Below are 22,103 nucleotides of genomic sequence, written 5' to 3'. Positions count from 1 at the left end.
TTTACGTTGTGAGTGAATTACCGAACTTTGGTTCCAGGCCAGCATCCATCGTAGATGCGATCCATCGTGATTACATTGCCATACAGATCGATGATCAGATCCTTGGCCCGATGAGCGTGTCTCATCTCAATCCAGTAGCGGTTCTCCAGCAAACGGGCGAAATTGTCCACCAAAAACAGTAACCGATTCTCACTATGGATCAGTTCCTTGCCCAGTACCTGTGGCAGCCAGATGGCTCCGTTGGAATTGAAGCGGTTGGAATAGTCACGTACTTCGGCTACATTAGCAAATTCGGCTTCTTCCAACTTGGTCCAGAACGTATCGGCATCACTTCGAACTTCCGCCAGATCAATGCCGACAATAGGAAGATGCTGATATTCCCCTTGGCTTTCCAGCTGCGCTTTCAGATGACTGAAAACGAAAGGCCACACATCGGCCTCGATTTGACCGCCCCACTTTTTCCAAAAACGTGCCAGATTGTTCTTGCGGTTGAAATTGCGGTGAATACCGCTGCTGCGTTCCCAGTGATAGGCTTGAATATTCGGGTTAATGACCGTATCGTATCCGGCAGCTCGTGCTCGCATCTGATAATCAAAATCCTCGTACCCGTTAAAGAATTTCTCATCGAGGTTGCCAATCGTTTCGTATACTTCTCGCTTCATGCCGAACATGGCGAATACCACCAGTTGAACGGAGAACGTTTCTTTCGGGATATCATCAGGAGATGCATTCAGGAACAGGTGTCGGCCGATGGTGTCCGCAAAAGCAATGCCGCAATGCTGCACCCCGCCTGTTTGCGGATACAACAGAACCCCTCCAATCATGCCGATCGTAATATCGCTATCCAGTGTCTCTTTCATCATCGGTTGCCAGTTCGGTTGAAGAATGGTGTCGGAATCCAGGAAGAAAATGTACTCTCCCTTGGCTAGACTCAGTGCGCTATTAATCGACACGGCGCAACCGAGTGGAAAATCATGCTGAAGAATCTCGATGGTCACACCTTCTCTTACTTCTTGCTTCAGTTTATCCAGATGTTGAAAGACTGCTGAGCCTGAACCATCGTTGATGAAAATAATCTGAGTGGATGGACTTACCGTCCGGAGCAACGAATCTGTGAACAGGTTCAAAATGTTATAGTCCTGGTTGACTGGCACAATAATGGTGTAAAGCATGGAATCCCTCCTGATTTGGGTTGATGGAATGAGTACTTGAGCTGATTTTAAACTGCACCATTGCAGGTCGTTCAGTCCGTCCCCCTCGCTTGAATATTTTGTCTTTATTTGGTAATGATTTGAATCTACTAGAAATTTATATCATTTTTTGTAAACTTGAAATCTTAAATTCTGAACCCTGTTAATATTTGAATATCAGCAAAAATCAAGTCCATGATGCCTCTGTACTGAGAAACGTTGTTGGGAACGCAAAAAAACACCCTCAAAGCGTCTGCGTATCTAGCGATACGATTGACTGTTTAAGAGTGCTTTTGTACTAAAAATGGATTATTTTCCGTTGAATTGGACCTGACCTAACGCAGCTTAAACCCATGATAAAACGTGTCTACCACAAGCGCAGGAGCTGCTTTTCTCGCGATATGACCACTAACAACCTGCTGCCACGTCAGGAACATGATGGAATACAGCACATCTACAATCCAGGTTTTATCGAGATCGGAGCGAAAATAACCTTTCTGTTGTAACAGACCGACCGCATGAAGCACCGGTTCTCTCAGTTTCAGATCTGCTCCCTCAATCTCAGGATTATAGTTAATGGTCGTGTCATGAGCCAAAAAATATATTTTGTCGCCTAATGGAATCAGCGCTTCGATCAGCTCAGGTATGTACTTTTCGCAGTGCTCCTCATCCAGTTGGATGTGTTGCATGGTCTCACTGACCACCTCGATTGCGCGTAATCCCAGATGAACCATGAGCTGTTCGCGGCTTTCCACATAACGATGTAATGTAGCGATCCCGATTTTGGCAGATTCAGCAATTTCATTCATGGAAGCATTCGGCTTTTCAATCAGCAACTTGGTAGCCTCGTCCAAAATGGAATGAAGCCTGGTTTGTTTAATTGTTGTCATTTCCTTTTTCATCGGTATTACACCTCTTGGCGAATTAGTCTACAAATGATCGATTCATCCATCATATGATTGGATAAGTTCATAAAATTATAGCATAGATTCTCACCATATCGCAGTTTGAACGTTACATGCTACCTGCTAAACTCGTGTTGTACATATAAAGCTTAAAAGCCGCCATTCGGCGGCTCTTAGCATCGTTATCTTTTAACGCAGCCTGTTGCTTATAGTTCAATGATTCTTGTTGCAATATTGGCACAAAATTCACTGTCATGCTCTACAAAAAGCAGGGTCGGCGAATATTCCAGCAGCAGGTCTTCGATCTGCATACGTGAGATGACATCCACAAAATTCAGTGGTTCATCCCATATATGCAGATGAGCCTTCTCACTAAGACTTTTGGCAATAAGCACTTTCTTTTTTTGACCTGCACTAAATGTCGAGATATCTTTCTCCAATTGCTGTCTGGAGAAATCCAACTTTCGGAGTATCGATTTGAACAGGCTCTCATCAATACCGTGTGTGGCTGCATACTCAGATAAATGTCCTCCGAGATCGGACGTGTCCTGCGACACATACGAGATTTTAAGCTGATGATCCTTACGCAGAAGACCTGTATAAGCGATATCTTCACCACAGATCAGTTTAAGAATGCTTGATTTGCCCGAACCATTTTTACCATATAGGGCAATTCGATCCCCTTTTCCAACCGTAAAACGGATATCCTTACACACCGTATTGGAGCCATAGGCTATCGATACATGTTCCAATTCGACAAGTTCATGCTTGTGAAAGTCCAGCTGATGAATCTGCAGAGATTCTGCAGATTCAATATTTTTGAGAAGTTTGGACTTTTCCTGAATCGCAGATTGCTGTCTTTGTTCAATATTTTTGGAACGTTTCATCATCTTGGCAGCCTTGTGCCCAATATATCCTTTATCCACCTTGGAACCGGAATTTCTCGTGCCGTTTTTGGTCTTTTCTACTTCATGCGACCATCCACCGGTCCGTTTGGCTGAATCGGATAAACGCTTGATGTCCTTCTTTAATTTCTCATTACTCGCAAGTTCAAACTGATCTTGTCTTCGTTTATTTTCCCACCAAGCGGAGAAATTGCCTTTCTGAATCTCGATGTTACTCTTATTGATGGAAAGGATGTGGTCTACACTTTGATCAAGAAAGGATCGATCATGAGACACCAAAATAAATCCACTCTTGCTGCGGAGATAATCACCTACAATCTGTCTCGCATGAAGATCAAGATGGTTGGTAGGCTCATCAATAAGCAGAAACCGATTATCCTTCAGGAACAAGGCAGCCAGCATCACCTTTGTTTGTTCTCCGTTGGATAACGTATCGTAAGGCCGGTACAGTACATCTTCCGACACCTTCAACAGATTAAGCTCGCGCACTACTTGCCAATGCAGATATTCAGGATGAATCTCGCCGATGACATCGACGGTCATGGCTCCCTTATCCTCTACCGGGAAAGGAAAGTATTCAAAGCTGACATTCGCAGAGATATGCCCACTATAATCATACTTGCCGAGTAACAATTGGAGGAAGGTTGTTTTGCCTCTGCCGTTCCTTCCCGTAAAACCCAATTTCCAATCGGAGTCCAACTGAAAACTTACATTTTCAAATATATTATCGTAACTGCCTTCATAGGCAAATGTCAGGTTGGTAACGTTAATTAAAGACATGCAGATCATCCTTTTTATGTGAAATATAAAAGTAAACTGACGGGATTTCACCACTGAACACGGCATGGATTCCCTCACTTTAATATTTGGACATAATCAGAATTTAGATTCGCTTATGCGATCATGAAACTGGCGATAAAACCTTCAGCGCCAAGTAGATCTATGCATAGGAGGATAAAGTGTCGGATTCTGATTAGTAATATTGTGAACCATGCCATTGTTCAAGTTCGTTGACAGGTCCACATAAACATCTACAACCTCTAATTCTGTCATCACTTTATCACCCCTTCGAAGCTTAAAATTTAATACAGAAAACTTAACATGGAACAACAACACGGGTCAAGGCGAGAAATCAGATAAAACCTCTCCATATAACCCTCCCTGATTAATATAAATATCCTAAGAAATCGAGTTCTCCTTCTTCCCATGGCTGGCTTCCAACTGCTTTGATCATTAATCCCTCCACCTTCTGAGTCCCGACTCCAACCGTAGTTAAGGTTTCATGATCAATTTTCAACCACGTACATGTGTTGCTTACCGTTTTGAATCCATTTTTGCGATACAATTCCTCATGATCCGCAAATAAAAGGACAAAATCAACACGCTTTTTAGCCATCCTCTCCACTTCGGAAATTAACAATGAAGCGATTCCTTGAGAGCGAGCAGCCGGAGAAACACACAAATCGATGATCCCCAACACTCTTATGGGTTTACCATTTAAATTCATCATCCTGTAATCCAGTCCCACATGCCCAACGAATTGGTTATCAGGGGTAAAAGCCAATACTCTGCCCTGTGGTATTTGCTTAAAAAACAATCGATCTTTCGGATACACCTCTGGAAAACTGGCAAACAGTAATTCTTGAAGAAGAGTTGACCATTCTTCACTTAGATCCACATCATTTGTTTTAATTATTTTCAATAAAATCCTCCTACCAAAAAGCCGCCTTAAGGGCGGCTTGCTGCTGTGTATGTTCAACTCAATCTACTTTCGCACCATACGAGCGTACAAACAGAACGGCTTGTTCGCGATCCAAACGTACGCCTTTGATATCCAGTGACTTTAGATCGATCCCTTCCAGATTAGCTCCTCTAAGATCAGCCCCTTGCAGCTTGGCTCTGCTCATAACGGCTCTTGTCAGATCACAGTCTCTCAAATCCGCTTTGGTGAAATCCGTGTCCGTAAAGTCAGCCTCAAAGAAACGAATTCCTCGCAAATCCTGTTTGCCTAATCGGGTATGTCTCAGATTGGTATAAGACCAATCCCCATGACTCAGGGTAATGCCATCCATTTGGGCACCTGAAAAGTCCGAACCTGTCATCTTGCAGGTGCTGAATTTGGAAGCAAAGAGATTCGCACCCCCGAAGGTGCAGTTCTCAAAAGCCGATTCCGTATGAATCGAACCATTCATGGAAGCCCCTTTGAAGTCACACTCGATAAAACGACAGTTACTCGTTTCGATTTCTTCCATAGAAGCGTTCATAAATGTACACTGCTTGAAAACACAGCTTATGAGTTCTCCATAGCGCAGATCACGTCCCTCAAAATGTACTGCTTCATATTCCTGATCCTTATATTGATACACTGGTTACACCCCACATTGTATATTTCTCCGTCTTTCTTCATTAAAAGAACTTTTTATACTATACCACACCCCTGTCAAGTACCTGCTTAAACACCATTGAAAGTCAAGTATCTTTTTTTGTAAAAAATAGATCTTAAAACTACAAAAGGAACGCAATTTGCGTCCCTCCAACCTACACCTTTGCATATCACAAAGTGAGCTTATGTACGTGTATTACACCAGTATTTTGGACATTCGGTACAGGGACAGCGAAGGTTTGTTGATTTCCCCCACTCGCTGGTAACCCAAACGTTTATATAGTTTAATCGCTAATAGATTTTCCTTTTTAACCGTGAGCGAAGATTTGGACAGACCTTGTGCAATAGCCTGCTGTTCAGCAAATTGAATAAGCTGCGTCCCCACGCCAAGTCCTCTGCTTTCTGGCAAGGTAGCCAATGTTCCGATGTGGTACTCGTCATTCTGCGCTTCTTTTAATGTCACCATGGAGTAGAACTCTTTCCAATGTTGAAGATTATACTTAATCAGACTCCATTGACGAAGTTCAAACAGCTTGGTGAACGTTGGCAAAGCGAGTTTGTTCATCAAGGTGGTCGGATAACATACAATCATGCCCAGCGTTTGGCCCCCCATTTTGGCTTCATAAGCGTATTGGTGACTGAATCGGTTTCGATTTGAACGCCATAACTTGTTGAATGTTTTCTCTATAATGCCTTTATCTTTGGTACCTGCAAGCGAATAGGCCATATATTCAAGTGCCATCTGATTCAATTGCCCACCGACCAAAGATTGCGGGCTGGCTTTTAATATGGAAATCTTATTCATCGCTGTCACTCCTCTAAGTAGCTGAAATTGGATTAAGTTCTTACATCAGGTTGGGTGAATGATATGCCCTCAACGATCACATTCACGGTATCAATCGTTAATCCGGTCAGCTGTTCCACATGCACTCTCACATTGTTCTGCAGTTCCCTGCAGACTTCATGCACTTTTGATCCATAACGCACGACAACCTTTAAGTTAATCTCCAGTCTGGATTCTACGTTACGGACGGCTATGCCATTTTGCAGACTTTTCCCACTCCACTTTTTGGTAAGTCCTTCTACAAACCCTGTCGACATGGAGGAAATCTCATTGGAAGTATTCGCGATCTTGCCGACAATTTTGGAGATCACATCATCCGATATTTGAATTTTACCCAGAACATGTTGAATGGACATCCCCTATCTCCTCTTTTCAATTGTTTTTTGATAGATAATAATATCATTTAATATAAATATAAATCATCCAAAGCGCCATTTCAACTTTTGAATTCTGTCGTCCACATTCCTACCTGAACATGGCAAAAAAACCGCGAGCATCGCGGTTTTCCTAGTGGTTATCTTATGGAAATTTCAATTGAATACGGACAGGAATGTGAGAGGATGACTTGATCTTGCTCTCTGTTTTGCCATCCTCTGATACCTCTGTTACTTCTGCTTGCACGATCCACTGTCTGCCTATTATGGATTGAAGCAATTCCATCTCATGTGTAGTCAGATGAATATGCCTAAGTGTCAATTCGTCTTGAATATAATCCCGATCCATCTTACGATCAAACCGAAAATCGAGTAATCGCTTCAACCCGTTAATATGCAAAAACTTGAACTCATAACCTTGACGTATCGCCTTTTCCCAATCGTCTCCGATATCCGCTGCTGTCTGTAGTCTTTCATCGAAATCCATCGCGGACTCCTTAACCAAAGGCAACAACTGGGAATAGTCCCGATGTTGTAACCATTCTATAATCTCGTCCCCCGGTAACCCACTTGTCAGCACATTCTCTACAAGGAGTCCTACTGGAATGGACAGCTGAGCTCGACTCATTGCTCTCCCTCCTCATTCCCGAGATACTGATTGAACCAGGCATTCACCTGTTCGAAGCTATCGATCCGAAGTGAAGGTTTACCGCTTTTGAGCAAACTGTGGTTGGAGCCCGGATAACGAATCAGCTTGGTCTTTTTACCATATCGTTTCAGCGTGGTATATAATTCCTCGGCTTGTGCAATCGGTGTGCGATAGTCCTTCTCTCCGTGCATGATCAGAAGTGGCGTTTCAATATGGTGTGCATGAGCAAGAGGTGAACGGGACCACAGGAACTCAGCGTTTGCCGCAGGATTGCCACCAATGACACCCTCGACATAGGAAATTCCGATATCACTGGTTCCATACATGGACAACCAATTGGAGATGCAACGCTGGGTTACAGCTGCCTTGAATCGGTGCGTATGTGCTACGATCCAGTTTGTCATCACTCCTCCATAACTGCCACCTGCTACTCCCAGACGTGATGCATCAAGGAAATCATAGGTAGCCAGGGCATAATCAACAGCTTCCATCAGATCCCGGTAATCGCCTCCGGCAAAGTCACCACGGCAAGCTCTGGCAAACTCCTGACCGTATCCCATACTTCCGCGAGGATTGATCCACAGCACAGCGTAACCTTGCGCAGCCAGTGTCTGCATTTCATGACTGAATGTTCCCGTATACATCGCGTGAGGTCCACCATGAATCTGCAGAATCAGCGGCAGTTTTCCATTGGATGCACGTGCAGCCGGTGTCGCTAACCATCCTTGAATCGGCCAACCATCAGAAGATTTAAACTCTAAACGAACAGGTACATTCACCTCTAATTCAGCCATGAATTCATCATTCCGCCGGGTAAGCCTGAACATTTCACCACTGTCGATATTCACGCGATATAACTCTCCTGGATGTCCGTCAGTCAACGCAGCGATAACCAGCGACGTGCCATCTGGCGTTAAGGTATACTGATACACATCCTTTTCACCAGCACCCGTCACCATTTGACAAGCTCCATCTTCTTGAATGCGGTACACGTCCACATTCCCGTTATACGTTCCGAGTACATACACACCGCGTTCCGGATGATGGACATCCGAGACCGGAGAAGGTGATGCACCTGCTGACTTCATATCTCCCAGTGCTGCATTACCGATCTGCATATCTAACTGCGGTGCAATTATCCTGGGTTCCCCCCGATGAACAGGGACAGCATATAAACTGTTGTGACTCCCGCTCCCGTATTCGCGATCACTGGCGATCAGGATCAGTTGCTGTCCGTCAGGTGAATAAGAAAACTGGCTTATTGTCAGACTGGAATCCGTCACTTTGAAGAGATCACGCTCTCCCCATCGAAGGCTGTATACATCTGTATAGTACAGCAGATCCGCATCGAGTTCCTCATCTTTCACCTGCTTGGATATGAAGGAAAGGTATTGGCTATCTGGCGACCATGCCGGAGCACTGATATTCCACTGCCCGGATGTCACCTGCGTGATCTCCCCGTTTGCGATCTCATATACAAACAAATGGCTGTATTGACCATCCCACCAGCCAGCCCCTTCCGCCTTCGGCGTTGTACGCTCAAACACCTTGCCTCGCAGTACAGGTGCAGGCTCTTGTTGGACCTCAGCTGTCTTCTGTTGATCCTCCGGTTGCACTTTGCTGGTAAACGCAATGTACTGCCCGTTCGGCGACCAGATATAATTCAATATTTTACGTGCGGGAGATATCAGCATGACAGGTTCTTTTTTATCCGAATCGAGTACCCATAGTCCCTTCCCCCCATCCACTGAGCGAATGAAGGTGAGCTGTGTGCCATCTGGCGACCAAGCAGGCAAAGAATCTTTCGTACCATCCGAAAGTGCAATGTCATCATCACCATCGAGGGAGATTCCTCGAATCTGCGTGTTATATTCGTTTCTATCCTGATCTATGGTCTGTTCCACATATGCCACTTGTCCGTTCGAACTAATCACTGGCTGACTGATCCAACGATAGTGAAGCAGATCCTCCGGCATAATTGGTCTTTGATTCATATTCATGGCTCCCTTCTCCGTTTATTTATGGGTTGTCTCCGTACGTGGATCAAGCACGTCACGCAGCCAATCCCCAAGGAAAATAACACCGAGTACGGTAAATGTAATGGCTAGTCCCGGGAATGTAGCGACCCACCAGCTTGTTGCAACGTATTGTCTTCCATCACTGAGCATACCCCCCCAGGATACATCGGGTGGTTTGATACCCAGACCAAGGAAACTGAGTGAAGCTTCCATAATAATCGTCGTGCCCACATTCATACCGCAGATCACGATAAAAGATGAAAGGATATTCGGCAGAATGTGTCTTAGAATCAATCTCCCATTCTTGGCACCAATCGATCTGGCCGCGTGAACAAAATCCCGCTCCTTGATACTAAGCACCTCACTTCTGACCACACGTGTGAATGGAACCCAGTTGGTCACACCGATGACCAAGATCAGCGTCGTAATACCCGGACCAACAATCGCCATCACAACGAGCATGAACAGAATGGTTGGAATCGCCATGAATGCATCACCTACACGCATGATGACAGCATCCAGCCATTTACCATAGAAACCGGATACCAATCCCAGAATGGCGCCAATGATTCCCGATACAATCACGGCACCCATACCCACAATTAAGGAAACTCGGGCACCATATACAATTCGACTCCACATGTCTCTGCCCAGATTATCGGTACCCAGCCAGTATTCGGCCGTGCCGCCCTCAAGCCATACTGGTGGTTTCAGACGGCCCAGCGGATTCACCGCCGCCGGATCATGACTCGTCAATAGAGGTGCACCTATGGCAATTAACACAACCAACAATACAAGCACCGCACCAAACATTCCGGTCTTGCTGATGATCAGTTGTTGCCAGATATAACGAAATCCCGTCGGTGCACGCCCATTGTCTTGTTCCTGTTCTGTACCGGGAATTGGCATTTCATTGCTGCCTGTCATATGATTGCACCTCCTTCTAGTCGTATTTGATGCGCGGATCAAGCAGCCTGTAGGCTACATCCGTCAAGATATTGGTTACTACAACGATAACGGCAATGACGAACACCGCGGCCTGTACAATCGCCATATCATGTGTGTTGACTGCAACGACCAGCAATTGACCCAGTCCCGGCCAGGAGAATACCGTTTCCGTAATCAAGGTTCCCCCGATCAGACTTGTAAACTGCAAACTCATAATCGTCACGACCGGGATCAACCCATTCCGAAACGCATGCTTAACGATGACGACCATCCGGCCAAGCCCCTTGCTGCGGGCTGTTCGAATATAGTCCTGATTCAGAATCTCCAGCATGCTGGAGCGAATCAGTCGGGTCATCTGAGCAGCCAGTCCAACGCCAAGTGTGAATGCCGGCAAGATCAGATGTGAAAATCCTCCGCGGCCAGATACGGGTAATACACCCAGCATGACGGAGAACAAGAGGATCAGCATGATCCCCATCCAGAAGTTTGGCATTGCCTTACCAATGACGGATATTCCAGAAATAATGAGATCGGTAAACGTATTGCGTTTGACAGCTGAAATGACCCCAAGTGGAACAGCCATTAGCACGGCAAAGAACATGGCGGCTACCGCCAATTCAAAGCTGGCAGGCAATCTCTCCAGCACAAGCTCTAATGCAGGCTGATTGTAGCGAAAAGACTGTCCAAAGTCTCCCTGTATTGCACTGCCCAGAAACTTCACGTATTGCGTATATAAAGGCTGGTCCAAACCGAGTGCCTGAGTCAAGACAGCACGATCTTCAGCGGTAGCCGTTTCAGGCAACATTAGCGCAACCGGATCACCGGTAACTCGAACCAAAATGAACACAATTAATGAAACAATGAACAGCACCGGAATGATCTGTAGTAATGACTTAAGTACGTATTTGCCCATTCCTTGTTCACCTCCCTTATTAAGAAAAAGAACGGCAGGAACATGGTTATCCAGTCCCTGCCGTTCACGGCCTTATCTTCTCAATGACCGGTTACTATACCCGATGTTACTGTGCAACAGGTGTAATCTCGTCAGCATAGAACATCTCGTCACTGCGCGGCGCGAAGTTCACTTTAGCATTTGTTCCGTAAACACCTTCCATTTGGTACAGATATACGGCTGGGCGCTCTTCAGAGAAAATTTGCTGTACTTGCTGATACTCTTTCTCACGAGCTGCAGGGTCCATGTTCACCAATGCCGATTGAAGCAGTTTTTCTACTTCAGGATTGTTATAATCCGATTCGCCTTTTGCTTCTTCCAACATATAACGATTGTAGTTATTCGAAGCGTCGAACAAGGAGTTACCAATACCGATCATGAAGATTTCTTTGAATGATTTGGAGCTGTAACGTTCACTGAATGCACTTGCTTCAAGGACATCCAGATTGATTTTGAATCCGGCTTGTTCCAGCATCGCTGCAACAACTTCAGCCTGTTCTTTGTACTGTGATGAAACGGAGATGGTCATCTCGGCTTCACCTTCTGCATAGCCAGCTTCTTGCAGGAGCTGTTTCGCTTTTTCTTGATCATAGAGTGAAGTTTTGTACAAAGAGGGATCAGCACCGAAGTTGCCTGGCGTTACGGATGTGCGGGTTACGATACCCGCTCCGCCGGCAATGCTGTCTACAATACCTTGTTTGTCGATAGCCAGGTCAATCGCTTCACGGACTTTCGGATCAGCCGTGATGCTGCCTTCTGTCTGACGGAAGATCAACTGAAGCACACGCTGGATCGGCGCTTTGACAATCTTCTTGTCTGCTTCACCTTCAATCCGGGCAATGTCAGTGGACGGAATGGAAGACGCAACATCTACACCACCTGCAAGCAATTCGGATACACGTGTGGATGCTTCAGGAATAACGCGGAATACCACTTCATTCCATTTTGGTTCACCATCGAAGTAGTTCTCGTTTTTCACCAGTTCCACACGATCGTCTTTGGTCCATTTACTGAACTTGTAAGGACCGGTTCCTACTGGTTGTTTCAGGAAAGCATCCAATCCGTTGTCTGCAATATATTTTGCCGGCAGAATGCCAGCACCCATCTTGGACAAACGATTCAGGAGCAACGGATCTGGACCATCCGTGATGATGTCTACGGTATAGTCATCCACCGCTTTAACTTCTACGATATTTTTGAAATAACTGTTTTGTTTCAGTGTCTCATCCTTGGCTACGCGCTCCAGCGTGTATTTTACATCTGCTGAAGTGAAAGGATCGCCGTTGTGGAAGGTTACACCTTCCCGCAACTTAAATCTCCATGTTGTATCATCAACCTGATCCCATGATGTCGCAAGTCCCGCCACTTTTTTCTGTTCACTGTCATTTTTGATCAGATAATCAAAAACGTTGACCAGAACTGCCTCACTGGAGGTGTTGTTGTTGTTGTGCGGATCGAAACTCTCAATATCTGTTGCTGCAGCAACGGTCAGTGTTGTACTTGCGCTTCCACTGCCCGTTCCTTCTGTTGCGGAACTATCATTCGTGCTTGTCGTTTTTCCTCCGCAAGCGCTGAGTACCATGACGACTGCCAGTAACGTGATCCACAAGCCTGTCCATTGTCTTTTTTTCATTGTGATTGCTCCCCCTCAGAAGTTGTATTCCTTGCCAAAAATTCAAGAGCTACTGCTGACAACATGCCCACACCATAAGGCATCGCTGTCTCATCGAGATCAAACATGGGATGGTGGAGTGGATAGCGAGTACGTTCCTCATCATTACCAGATCCTAGTCTGAAAAACACACCCGGAATCTGCTCACAATAAAACGCAAAGTCCTCGCCCCCTGTGGAGGGTTTGATATAGCTCCATCCCTTCTCCGTATTAACCTGATCACAAGTCTCTGTTAGCAGGTCAACCATGCCGAGATCATTCACGACAACAGGGTATCCATCGCCGTAGACAACTTCGCATCCTGCTCCAAAAGAATCACAGACCCCTTTAACAACCTGCTCGATCAAAGCTGGCATCCGCTCACGAATGGCAGGTGAGAGTGTACGAACCGTACCAATCATCTCCACCTCTGGGGCAATGGCTGTTCCCATGTAACCTCCAGTGATTTTGCCAATGGTGACTACAGCGGGTTCAAGCGGATCGACCATGCGACTGACGATATTTTGCAAGGCGGTGATGACCTGAGCAGATACCGCAATCGCGTCAATGCCTTCATGCGGACGAGCTGCATGTCCACCCTTGCCAAACACCTTGATAATCAAGGGATCAGCTGAAGCAAATGCAACGCCCTGACTTACACCCAAAGTTCCCGTGTCCTGTCCAGGAGTCATGTGTAACCCTGCGATCGCATCAACCTTCGGATTCTCCAGAACACCGTCCTGGATCATGGCTCTTGCCCCTGCAAGTCCCTCTTCCGCTGGCTGGAAAATGAATTTGATGTTGCCTGATTTCGGTTTTCCCAGACCAGTAAGCAGCTGGGCGGTTCCCATCAGGATGGAGGTGTGGGCATCATGTCCGCACAGATGCGCTTTGCCTTCCACTTGCGAGCGGTATTCCACCGCTTTCTGATCCTGGATGGGCAAGGCATCCATATCTGCACGCAAAGCAAAAGTCGGTCCATCAGTCTCTCCGCGCAGCAGGCCTGTAACCCCCGTCTGTCCGACATGGCGTGTAACTTCCAGCCCCAGGCTCTCCAGATGCTCAGCTACAATAGCAGATGTGCGATGCTCTTCGTAGCCAATTTCCGGATGGCGATGCAAATCTCTGCGCCAGGCGCTTAACTGGGCTTGTAGTGGCTGAGCCAGCTGTATTAGTTCTGAACGATTCATTTGCTGTCATCCCCTTCATTTTTGTCCGATTCAGATACCAAACGGGCATAGATCGCGTCAGCCGAGAATTCAATATGTCTTTTCATCGTCTCCCGGGACTTGGATTGGTCATGTGCCTTCAGTGCTTCAAGAATCTCCATATGTACACCGTGGTTGACGGTACGTATCCGGTCATCATAAGGCATTAAGTCGAGCGCCGGATTAATTTTGGTCCGGATCTGTCTGACGGCTCTCTCGCAATATGGATTCCCCGAGGCTTTGGCGATAGTCAGATGAAACTTCACATCCAGTGCCCTGAACCATTCCCTTGTACAGTCTGGCTCTATACTTTGTTGCATATAGCCCTCAAGCAGCTCCAGTTCGCCTGCGGTGATCCGCTCAGCAGCCAGAAAAGCTCCCTCCGGCTCGATGATGGTTCGATATTCAAACACCTTCAGCATCTGTGCCCAATCCCGTTTGATTTCTTCTCTGGTCCGTTTATGCGAATTGGCTGTCAGAGGCAGTACAAACGTTCCACCTTTGGCACCCACCCTTTTCTCAATCAAACCTTTCTCTTCCAGTGAAGAGAGTGCCTCTCGAACGGTAATGCGACTTACATTAAAAATTTCTGCCAGATCTCGCTCGGCTGGAAGTTGTTCTTCACTCATTAATTCCTTCAGAATAATGGCTTCTTCCAGTTGTTCTCTAATGAACTCACTAACCTTTTTGGTAGATACTTTCTCAAAACGAAATGAAAACGTACTGGACATCCAAACACTCCGATCTGTATATGGTCTAGACCTTATACCATTAATATAATTCCGACTAAACTTATATGCAATACTTTTTTTCAAGTATATTCATATTTTTTTTCTTGCCACCTCCAATTTGAACCATTCGGGCACAAAAAAGACGCATCTGCACGCAGCAAATGCATCTTCCCCTTAGTTTATTTACACTGTTCACTACGATGACAGAACAACCTTCCGATCGCTGTTATCCCCGGATTTCTTTGAAGCACTTTTGAAAGGGGGAAATCCAGGGATAAAGGCGAACGCTCCGCTTCTTCAGGTTCTTTCTGTCCTCTCCGTTTTGTGTAAATGTTTAGTTCCTGTCCTCTATAACTTCTTATTAGCAAAGGGTCTGAAATCGTCCGTAACCGCAAGTTTGGTGCTTCCCTCTAGGTAGAAGTTGTCATCCGCTCTCCACGTATGACTCTTTTTGTTCTGTCTGCGGTGATAGACATAATTATAAGGAGAGGTCGCGTACGCTTTGAATCCTCTTTTCCTGCATTGTCTCAGGAAGGTCACATCTTCCCCTATGGAACGGTCCGTGAAGCGGACTTTTTTCAAGACCTCCCTTTTGAATAAAATCGTGCCCCCTTGTACAAATTCAACCGGTTTATTTTTTTCAGCGGGAGATCTGACCAACAGTGTCTTCGACGCACCCAAGTAAACCAGGCACGAGTGTTTACCCACTATATCACTTTTGGTACGTTTAAGTTCTCTCACCTGTTCTGTCAAATAATACGGCGAATAGTAGTCATCATCATCAAATTTGGCAATCAACGAAAAGCGAGTCCTAGTGATCCCGGCGTTCAGGCTTTGTCCTAATGAAATGCTCTCCGGAACCTGATATACATGGACATTGGCAAGGTTTCGAACACGCTTTTGATATAATGCCAGATTCATACGGTCATGATTCAGAACAATGATCAACTCTTTGCTTTGATAAAGCTGTCGATTGTAATTTTGCAGTATATTTTCAAAAAATTGCGGACGATTGGTACATACAACAATGGAAACACCGTGACCCGTTTTGTGTTTAGTCAAGACACAACCTCTTTTCAGCTCATTTTTCTCTCATCATATGTGCCGAAATAGAGTCTGGTATGGACCAATAGCTAGTAGCCATAACACCAAAAAAACCCTCTGTCTCCATTAACGGGACAAAGGGTTTTGTAATCTGTTGGTTTATGTCAATTCTATGCTTCGTTATTATTATTCAAATATACAGCCTTGCCTGTGCGAGCAGATTCATAGAGTGCTTCCAGGATCTGAGATACAACCAGTGCTTGTTTAGGTGTGACCACCGGCTCCTGATCGTTCTCAATCGCTTCAATCCACTTTCTCATCTCCACATCTGGTGCGCTCTCGCTCTTGCCATCATAGAAAGCTACCCCGCCTGCACTCAGTTCAATCTCATTGGTATACAGACGGCTGAATTTCTCGCCATTAATGCGCAGTCCGTTCTTCATATCAGCCCCCGCTTCGCTACCGCTCAAGCTGCATTTGGCCTCATCCACGTCCAGGGAGTTAAGCGCCCAGCTGGATTCCAGCATGATCGTTGCTCCATTCTCCATCACAATCATGCCGAAGGCCGAGTCCTCTACGGAGAATTGTTTTGGGTCCCACGGACCCCAGGCATTAGCTGCATTTTCACGTTGCGAAAGCTCATGATAGGTCGTGCCGAGAACAACCTTTGGTTGATAGTTATCCATCATCCAGAGTGTCAGATCGAGTGCGTGCGTACCGATATCAATCAGTGGACCGCCGCCTTGCTTCTCCTCATCCAGGAAAACACCCCAGGTTGGTACTGCTCTACGTCTAATCGCATGTGCTTTGGCAAAATAGATATTCCCCAGATCTCCCGCTTCGCACACCTTCTTCAAATACTGACTGTCTTCTCTGAAACGGTTGTTGTATCCGATCGTCAGTTTCTTACCGGTACGTTCTGCCGCTTCCAGCATGAGCTGTGCTTCAGCAGATGTCTTCGCCATTGGCTTCTCACACATGACATGTTTACCTGCTTCCAGGGCAGCAATGGAAATCTCGGCATGAGAAATATTCGGTGTAAGTACGTGCACAATGTCCAGAGACTTATCCTTGAGCAATTCCTGATAATCGGTATAGACTTCAGCATCCGTAGAACCATATTTCTGCTGAGCTTCGGTGGCACGTTCCTCCACAATGTCACAGAAAGCCACCAGTTCAACATTATCCAGTTTACTCAGACTCGGTAGATGCTTACCATTCGCTATTCCACCACAACCGATAATTCCGATACGATATACTTTACTCATATATATTCACCCTCACTTAAGTATTGGTTGTCTCATTTTACGAAAAGCCGACGGGGTCATCCCCAGACGTTTGCGAAATACAGCATGCAGATAGTTGGCATTATTGAAGCCTGAAGCGAGAGCGATCTGTTCAATGGATACGTTGCTTTCCTCCAGATTGCGGCACACGGCGCGCAGACGAATATCCTCCAGTACACGGCTGAACGGCATCTCCGGCTGTACTTGATAGAAGATTCGCTGCAATTGTCTGCTGCTGATATGGAGTTTCTCAGCTACATGCTCCAGCGTGACCACGGTAGGATGATTTGCCTCCATATACTGTACTGCATACTCATACCGATACGCCGACATGTCCCGGACTGGGGCTTCCGGCCGGTTGCCTCCGGTGTCATATGCTCGCACGGTTTTGAGTAATATGCTGATGACCAGTTGCTTGATCGATGTATAATAACCTAACAATTTCTGATCACATGCCTCATAAGCTTCCAAAAAACACTGCATCGCGCGATGATAATCATTCACCGGAGTATGCGGAAGCGTTCTCAGCTTTTCAATCGTCTCCTCGGATTCAGCGGCTTCCCAAGGATCGACATGCTCTCTTGGCTTGTGAACGATATCCACATGAAGACAGAGTTCATCCATATCCTCTTTGGCGTCCGCTTCCTGATAATGAACGACACCCGGACCAGTCAAATACAGCATACCTTCCGAGAGTGCATGTGTCTGATCATCCAGAATAACTTTACCTTTACCTCTCGGGATAAAATGAAACTCAAACTCCGCATGATTATGGAAATCCACAACTCGGCCCGCTGGAAAAGAAGTCAGATGAAATCGCATCACACGAATCTCATAATGTCCCCAAACCATTAGAATATCCAGTCTCTCCAGGAGATCCTGCCGTTCAAGCATTTTCTCATAAGGATACAGGCTCAAGATTGCACACCTCCTTAATAAAACCTAACCCTTCAATTCATTCAGAGTGATTCTGCGCCCTTCTTTGGCAGAGAGATTCGCTGCTTCCATCAAACGGGTCAGCTCCATAGCAATTTGCACGTTTTCAGTTGCATCCGTATCATTTTGTATATGTGCAACCCACTGATTGAATGCGCTTTCTCTTTGGTCTGCCAAAGGAAGCTCAGTCCACTCTTCATACTGTCCCTGTGCTGCTTTTGTACGAATCAACAGCTTATCATCAGGTGTCCCGTACAGAAGGGTACCTTCCGTACCATGAACCTCAATCGTAAATGGAGAATGGCTGTTCACAAAACCAGCTTCAACAACGCCGACTGCTCCCGAATCCGTGAACAAGGTTGCGACTGCATTATCTTCCACTTCTTTGCCTGTAATATATCCGAAGTTCGCGTTAACTGCTGTTACTTCCTGACCCAAAAACAGTTTGGCCAGATACATTGGATGGCAGCCCAGATCAATCAGCGCACCGCCCTGACAATCCTTCAGATCATAGAAGTGTTCAGGCAACCAGTTGGATATCGCTCCATCATGTGATAAACGCGCTCTAACATAAGTCACTTTGCCAAGCAATCCTTGGTTAAGCACATCCTGAATCGTGAGTGTATACCCCGCATTCAGACGTGGTAAGGAGACTGTCATCTTGACTTTGTTTGCCTTTACCTCATGAAGCATTCTGTTGGATTCCGCCTGAGTCGAAGCAATCACTTTCTCGGTGAAGATGTGTTTGCCCGCTTTTGCAGCAGCGGTGATCACCTCTTCATGAATGCGGGTTGGCGCATCTACAATGACGGCATCGATGTCATCCTTGGCCAGCATATCTTCGAGTGAAGCATAGAAGGGTACATTTAAACGTTCAGCGGCTTCCTGTCCACGCTTGGCATCTTCATCCCACACAGCGGCGATGACTGTATCCTCATGTTCCTGTGCCTGCTTGATGTAATCCCATGCATGAACATGCCACAAGCTAATTTTACCAATTCGAATGGTCACTGTTGTTTTACCTCCATACTATATAATATTCTGACATTTATCTATAAGTTATCACAGACTTAATGTATTTTTAATAGAAACTCACGACAATTAATGTATAAAATCACGACATGAGTATCATTAGGCATGTATGCATTTTCCCATAACACTTTAGTGTAGGTGCACTTAACGGGCAAATGACAAACCCTCCTGTCCACACTACCGTGAACAGGAGGGTTCTAAAAGTTATGATGTTCAGAATCGACTCAACCTAACGCATACCCTTGCGTAACGATTTTGTATCCAGATACCGTCTGGCTACGCCCCTCGAACGTATCCTTAACCCGCTCCAGCACATCGCTCTCATAGACGGAAGCACATTCGAATCCAGTTTGCACGGTCAACTCACTAGGTCCAGAGTTCAGATTGTACCAGCGAGCAATTACATCTCCGGTTTCCTCTGCGATCTTCAGTGTGGAGAACGCCAGAGTCGAACCTTGTGCATTCCATGCAAGCCATTGCTTCGACAAAGGTAGTTCAACCTTTTGCCCATCAGCTCCTCCGGCATGACCTTCTTGCTCAAACGTGCGTGCTAATGCCCCTAACTGCACTGTCGTCCACGGAATGGGATACACATACGCAGATGCACATGCTCCTGACTGTGCAGCATCACCTGCAAATGGAATAATCGCATATTCCACGCTCTGTGGTCCCAGACATTGGGCTTCCGGTGTTTCAAACACACCCCAATCTCCCAGTTCCGAGGAGGCACGCAGTAGCGTAACCGCAATCGTAGTACTGCCCTCTTCTTGCTGTAAAATTTCGTATTCATTCAGCCCTTTATTCGCAATCATCAAGCCATGATCACCATCGGTCACATGTACCAATGCCTGCTGATGCTGCGCATTACTCGGATTCACCCATTCTTTGGCCGGTGTATTGGAACGTTTGGCAATTTCAAAGATGGAATCTGCATAATGATCCTCTGTCACGATTCCTGATGGGAAGAGCGCGCGCAGTCGATGATCCTTGGCCTGATTGTTAAAGTCAGATTTTACCTTGACTATATTACTGCCCGCTTCCAGCGTATACGTTGTCGTAATCACAAGCGGAATAGTGTTCTTGACTCGCTGTGCCTTCCGTTCTGTAAAAGGAACCATTTGACGCTTCTCCAGCTCGAACAGTTCATCTGCTCCAGCCGGAATATCCCAGCGTAATACACTTTCCATGACTGCCCGATACGGTGACTGCTCCACGATCCGCAGGTCTGCCTTCAGATGCTTCGTGGTCAGCGTTATCTCTCCGTCAGGCTGACGATAGACGTATTCATTGCCGATATCACCGGTATTTTCATATGAATTCAATCCCCTGTATACAGCACCGGAGACCTTGTCTTCAATCGTTGCCGTACCATTCTCTTCGATTGTCACACGTAAATGACCATTCTCCATCATCATGCCCTGCACCTGAATCAGTTCGCTCGTACCGGGCGCTTCAACAATCTCAGCACTCTCTGTTTGCTTCTGAACTGGAATGAGAGCATACGTCTTATAACCCAGCGAAGGTACATCCACCGCCTGAAAGATCACTCTTACTTTACGAGCCATATAAGGCTGTCGGAAGCGATCTTTCGGAAGTTCATAGCCAAAATGTGCACCCAAATCCTTGATTTCTGCCGAGTACGTGTGTCCATCCGAATCGACCAGTTGATACGCTGGAAGTGCATCTTTCTCCACCTTCTGTGCAAGCGCCTGAGGATTAGGCCCTTCCGGGAAAAAGGCTTTGTCCACAATGAGATCCATCTCCATGATGCCATTTCGATTCCATCCACTCGTGTTGAATACAGTGAACAGTACCGCTTCTTCTCCCCAAACCTCAGCAGGTTGCACATGAATGGACTCAGCAATCGCCTGCGCGCTCTGGGAAACCAATTTCTCTGCAAGCTGTCTGCTCTTGGCGAAGCGGGTCACCATCTCACGGTGAACCTCATCCACACTGCATCCGCAAATGCTATCATGCGGATGATTCTGCATCAGCATCTTCCATGCATGCGTCAACAGATGATGCGGATAATCTTTAACTCCGGCTACATGGGCCATGGCGGCCAGTGGTTCAGCTACTTTTTCGAGCAACGTCTGCCCCTGCTGATTCAACTGTTTTAGATAAACCCGTGCGGATGCCGTGTTCACCAGTGTTCCCCAACCATCCGTGTGCTGACTGCGAAGTTCGCCTTCGATGGTCGCCAGATTTTCAGGGACATCTTTCGTAACCGCCTCAATGTAATCGTCAAAATTGGAGTGGATAAATTCCACATCCGGATACAGGGCAGCTGCCGTACGTAAAGCCTCTGGCAGATCCGTCTGGATCGGCTGGTGATCACAACCATTCATGAACAACAGATGTGGGGTCGAGGCGAATTTCTCGGCATCCTCCAGATTTTTATCCCAGTATACTTTGGCTTTCTCCGGATCAACCGGAACTTCCATCCCATTACAGTACCAGTTCGCGAACAGAATACCGAGCACTTCCGAACCATCCGGTGAACGCCAGATCATCTCGGAATAGGGAGATTCGTAACTGTCGGCATCAACCACGGCATTGTTGAATCCCGTAGGCTTCACCCCACGCCCAAAGATCGCGTTCTGAATGTCCGCCTGTTGCAGAATCTGTGGTGCCTGTCCCATATTCCCGAACGAATCCGGGAAGTAACCCGTCTTGGATATCACACCGAAAGGTCGAGCATCACGATGACCGATCAGCAGATTACGCAAATTAGCCTCGCTGCTGGTCAGAAACTCATCCTGTAACACATACCATGGACCAAAATGGATGCGCCCTTCACGAATATAGCGGTCAAGTCTCTCCTGTTGTTCGGGTCGAACCTGCAAATAATCTTCACGAATAATCGTCTGTCCATCCAGATGGAAATAACGATATTCCGGGTCCTGATCGAGCGTGTCCAGCAGTTTATCCATCAGCTCAATGAGCAGGACATGATGGTGTTCATAAGGCATATACCATTCGCGGTCCCAATGGGTATGCGAGATAAGATGTGCCGTCTTTTTGGTTGTCATGTTACGTACCTCCTG

19 protein-coding genes are annotated in these 22,103 nt (G+C 46.3%); all 19 read right to left on the bottom strand.

Going from position 1 to position 22,103, the window contains the following annotated elements:
* Window positions 1–17 precede the first annotated feature (17 nt).
* Window positions 18–1,172, bottom strand: a complete 1,155-nt coding sequence (locus tag ACTHPG_RS08885; protein ID WP_150367354.1) for a glycosyltransferase family 2 protein — start codon at window positions 1,170–1,172, stop codon at window positions 18–20.
* A 353-nt stretch (window positions 1,173–1,525) separates the two neighbouring features.
* On the bottom strand, window positions 1,526–2,092 hold the full coding sequence (locus ACTHPG_RS08880) for a TetR/AcrR family transcriptional regulator (RefSeq protein WP_440388767.1): 567 nt from the start codon (window positions 2,090–2,092) through the stop codon (window positions 1,526–1,528).
* Window positions 2,093–2,301: 209 nt separating this feature from the next.
* Window positions 2,302–3,780 (bottom strand): Lsa family ABC-F type ribosomal protection protein, encoded by a 1,479-nt coding sequence (locus ACTHPG_RS08875; RefSeq protein WP_440388766.1) that lies wholly within the window; start codon window positions 3,778–3,780, stop codon window positions 2,302–2,304.
* Between the two features lie 385 nt (window positions 3,781–4,165).
* Window positions 4,166–4,702 (bottom strand): GNAT family N-acetyltransferase, encoded by a 537-nt coding sequence (locus tag ACTHPG_RS08870; RefSeq protein WP_440388765.1) that lies wholly within the window; start codon window positions 4,700–4,702, stop codon window positions 4,166–4,168.
* Window positions 4,703–4,760: 58 nt separating this feature from the next.
* Window positions 4,761–5,366 carry a pentapeptide repeat-containing protein gene (locus ACTHPG_RS08865; RefSeq protein WP_440388763.1) on the bottom strand — a complete coding sequence of 202 codons (606 nt, stop codon included), beginning with the start codon at window positions 5,364–5,366 and terminating at the stop codon, window positions 4,761–4,763.
* A gap of 213 nt (window positions 5,367–5,579) precedes the next feature.
* Window positions 5,580–6,188 (bottom strand): GNAT family N-acetyltransferase, encoded by a 609-nt coding sequence (locus ACTHPG_RS08860; protein ID WP_440388762.1) that lies wholly within the window; start codon window positions 6,186–6,188, stop codon window positions 5,580–5,582.
* A 32-nt stretch (window positions 6,189–6,220) separates the two neighbouring features.
* Window positions 6,221–6,583: an Asp23/Gls24 family envelope stress response protein gene (locus ACTHPG_RS08855; protein ID WP_440388761.1), complete on the bottom strand. Its 363-nt coding sequence runs from the start codon at window positions 6,581–6,583 to the stop codon at window positions 6,221–6,223.
* A 163-nt stretch (window positions 6,584–6,746) separates the two neighbouring features.
* A complete protein-coding gene (locus ACTHPG_RS08850) occupies window positions 6,747–7,229 on the bottom strand; it encodes a hypothetical protein (RefSeq protein ID WP_440388760.1) in 483 nt (160 codons plus the stop codon).
* A complete protein-coding gene (locus ACTHPG_RS08845) occupies window positions 7,226–9,244 on the bottom strand; it encodes a prolyl oligopeptidase family serine peptidase (protein WP_440388758.1) in 2,019 nt (672 codons plus the stop codon). Before ACTHPG_RS08845 ends, ACTHPG_RS08850 begins: the two co-directional genes overlap by 4 nt.
* Window positions 9,245–9,265: 21 nt before the next feature.
* Window positions 9,266–10,195 (bottom strand): ABC transporter permease, encoded by a 930-nt coding sequence (locus ACTHPG_RS08840; RefSeq protein WP_440388757.1) that lies wholly within the window; start codon window positions 10,193–10,195, stop codon window positions 9,266–9,268.
* A 16-nt stretch (window positions 10,196–10,211) separates the two neighbouring features.
* Window positions 10,212–11,129, bottom strand: coding sequence for an ABC transporter permease (locus ACTHPG_RS08835; RefSeq protein ID WP_339169946.1), 918 nt, complete (start codon window positions 11,127–11,129; stop codon window positions 10,212–10,214).
* Window positions 11,130–11,235: 106 nt separating this feature from the next.
* Window positions 11,236–12,801, bottom strand: coding sequence for an ABC transporter substrate-binding protein (locus ACTHPG_RS08830; protein ID WP_440388755.1), 1,566 nt, complete (start codon window positions 12,799–12,801; stop codon window positions 11,236–11,238).
* Window positions 12,798–14,009, bottom strand: coding sequence for a M20 metallopeptidase family protein (locus ACTHPG_RS08825; RefSeq protein ID WP_440388754.1), 1,212 nt, complete (start codon window positions 14,007–14,009; stop codon window positions 12,798–12,800). The genes ACTHPG_RS08830 and ACTHPG_RS08825 overlap by 4 nt, the downstream gene beginning before the upstream one ends.
* Complete coding sequence (locus tag ACTHPG_RS08820) at window positions 14,006–14,758, bottom strand: FadR/GntR family transcriptional regulator (protein WP_440388753.1); 753 nt, start codon at window positions 14,756–14,758, stop codon at window positions 14,006–14,008. The genes ACTHPG_RS08825 and ACTHPG_RS08820 overlap by 4 nt, the downstream gene beginning before the upstream one ends.
* A gap of 348 nt (window positions 14,759–15,106) precedes the next feature.
* Window positions 15,107–15,820, bottom strand: a complete 714-nt coding sequence (locus tag ACTHPG_RS08815) for a glycosyltransferase (RefSeq protein WP_440388752.1) — start codon at window positions 15,818–15,820, stop codon at window positions 15,107–15,109.
* A 152-nt stretch (window positions 15,821–15,972) separates the two neighbouring features.
* On the bottom strand, window positions 15,973–17,070 hold the full coding sequence (locus ACTHPG_RS08810) for a Gfo/Idh/MocA family protein (RefSeq protein ID WP_440388751.1): 1,098 nt from the start codon (window positions 17,068–17,070) through the stop codon (window positions 15,973–15,975).
* 12 nt (window positions 17,071–17,082) lie between these two features.
* Entirely contained in the window at window positions 17,083–18,006 is a 924-nt protein-coding gene (locus tag ACTHPG_RS08805) for an AraC family transcriptional regulator (RefSeq protein ID WP_440388750.1), read from the bottom strand.
* Between the two features lie 24 nt (window positions 18,007–18,030).
* Window positions 18,031–19,035, bottom strand: coding sequence for a Gfo/Idh/MocA family protein (locus tag ACTHPG_RS08800; protein WP_440388749.1), 1,005 nt, complete (start codon window positions 19,033–19,035; stop codon window positions 18,031–18,033).
* A gap of 245 nt (window positions 19,036–19,280) precedes the next feature.
* Complete coding sequence (locus ACTHPG_RS08795) at window positions 19,281–22,088, bottom strand: alpha-mannosidase (protein ID WP_440388748.1); 2,808 nt, start codon at window positions 22,086–22,088, stop codon at window positions 19,281–19,283.
* Between the last annotated feature and the right edge of the window lie 15 nt (window positions 22,089–22,103).

Source organism: Paenibacillus sp. SAF-068 (assembly GCF_051967555.1).
In the GTDB taxonomy this organism is placed as follows: Bacteria; Bacillota; Bacilli; order Paenibacillales; family Paenibacillaceae; genus Paenibacillus.
The sequence above is the reverse complement of the archived record's forward strand: the minus strand, read 5'-3'. Positions and strand labels throughout refer to the sequence as shown.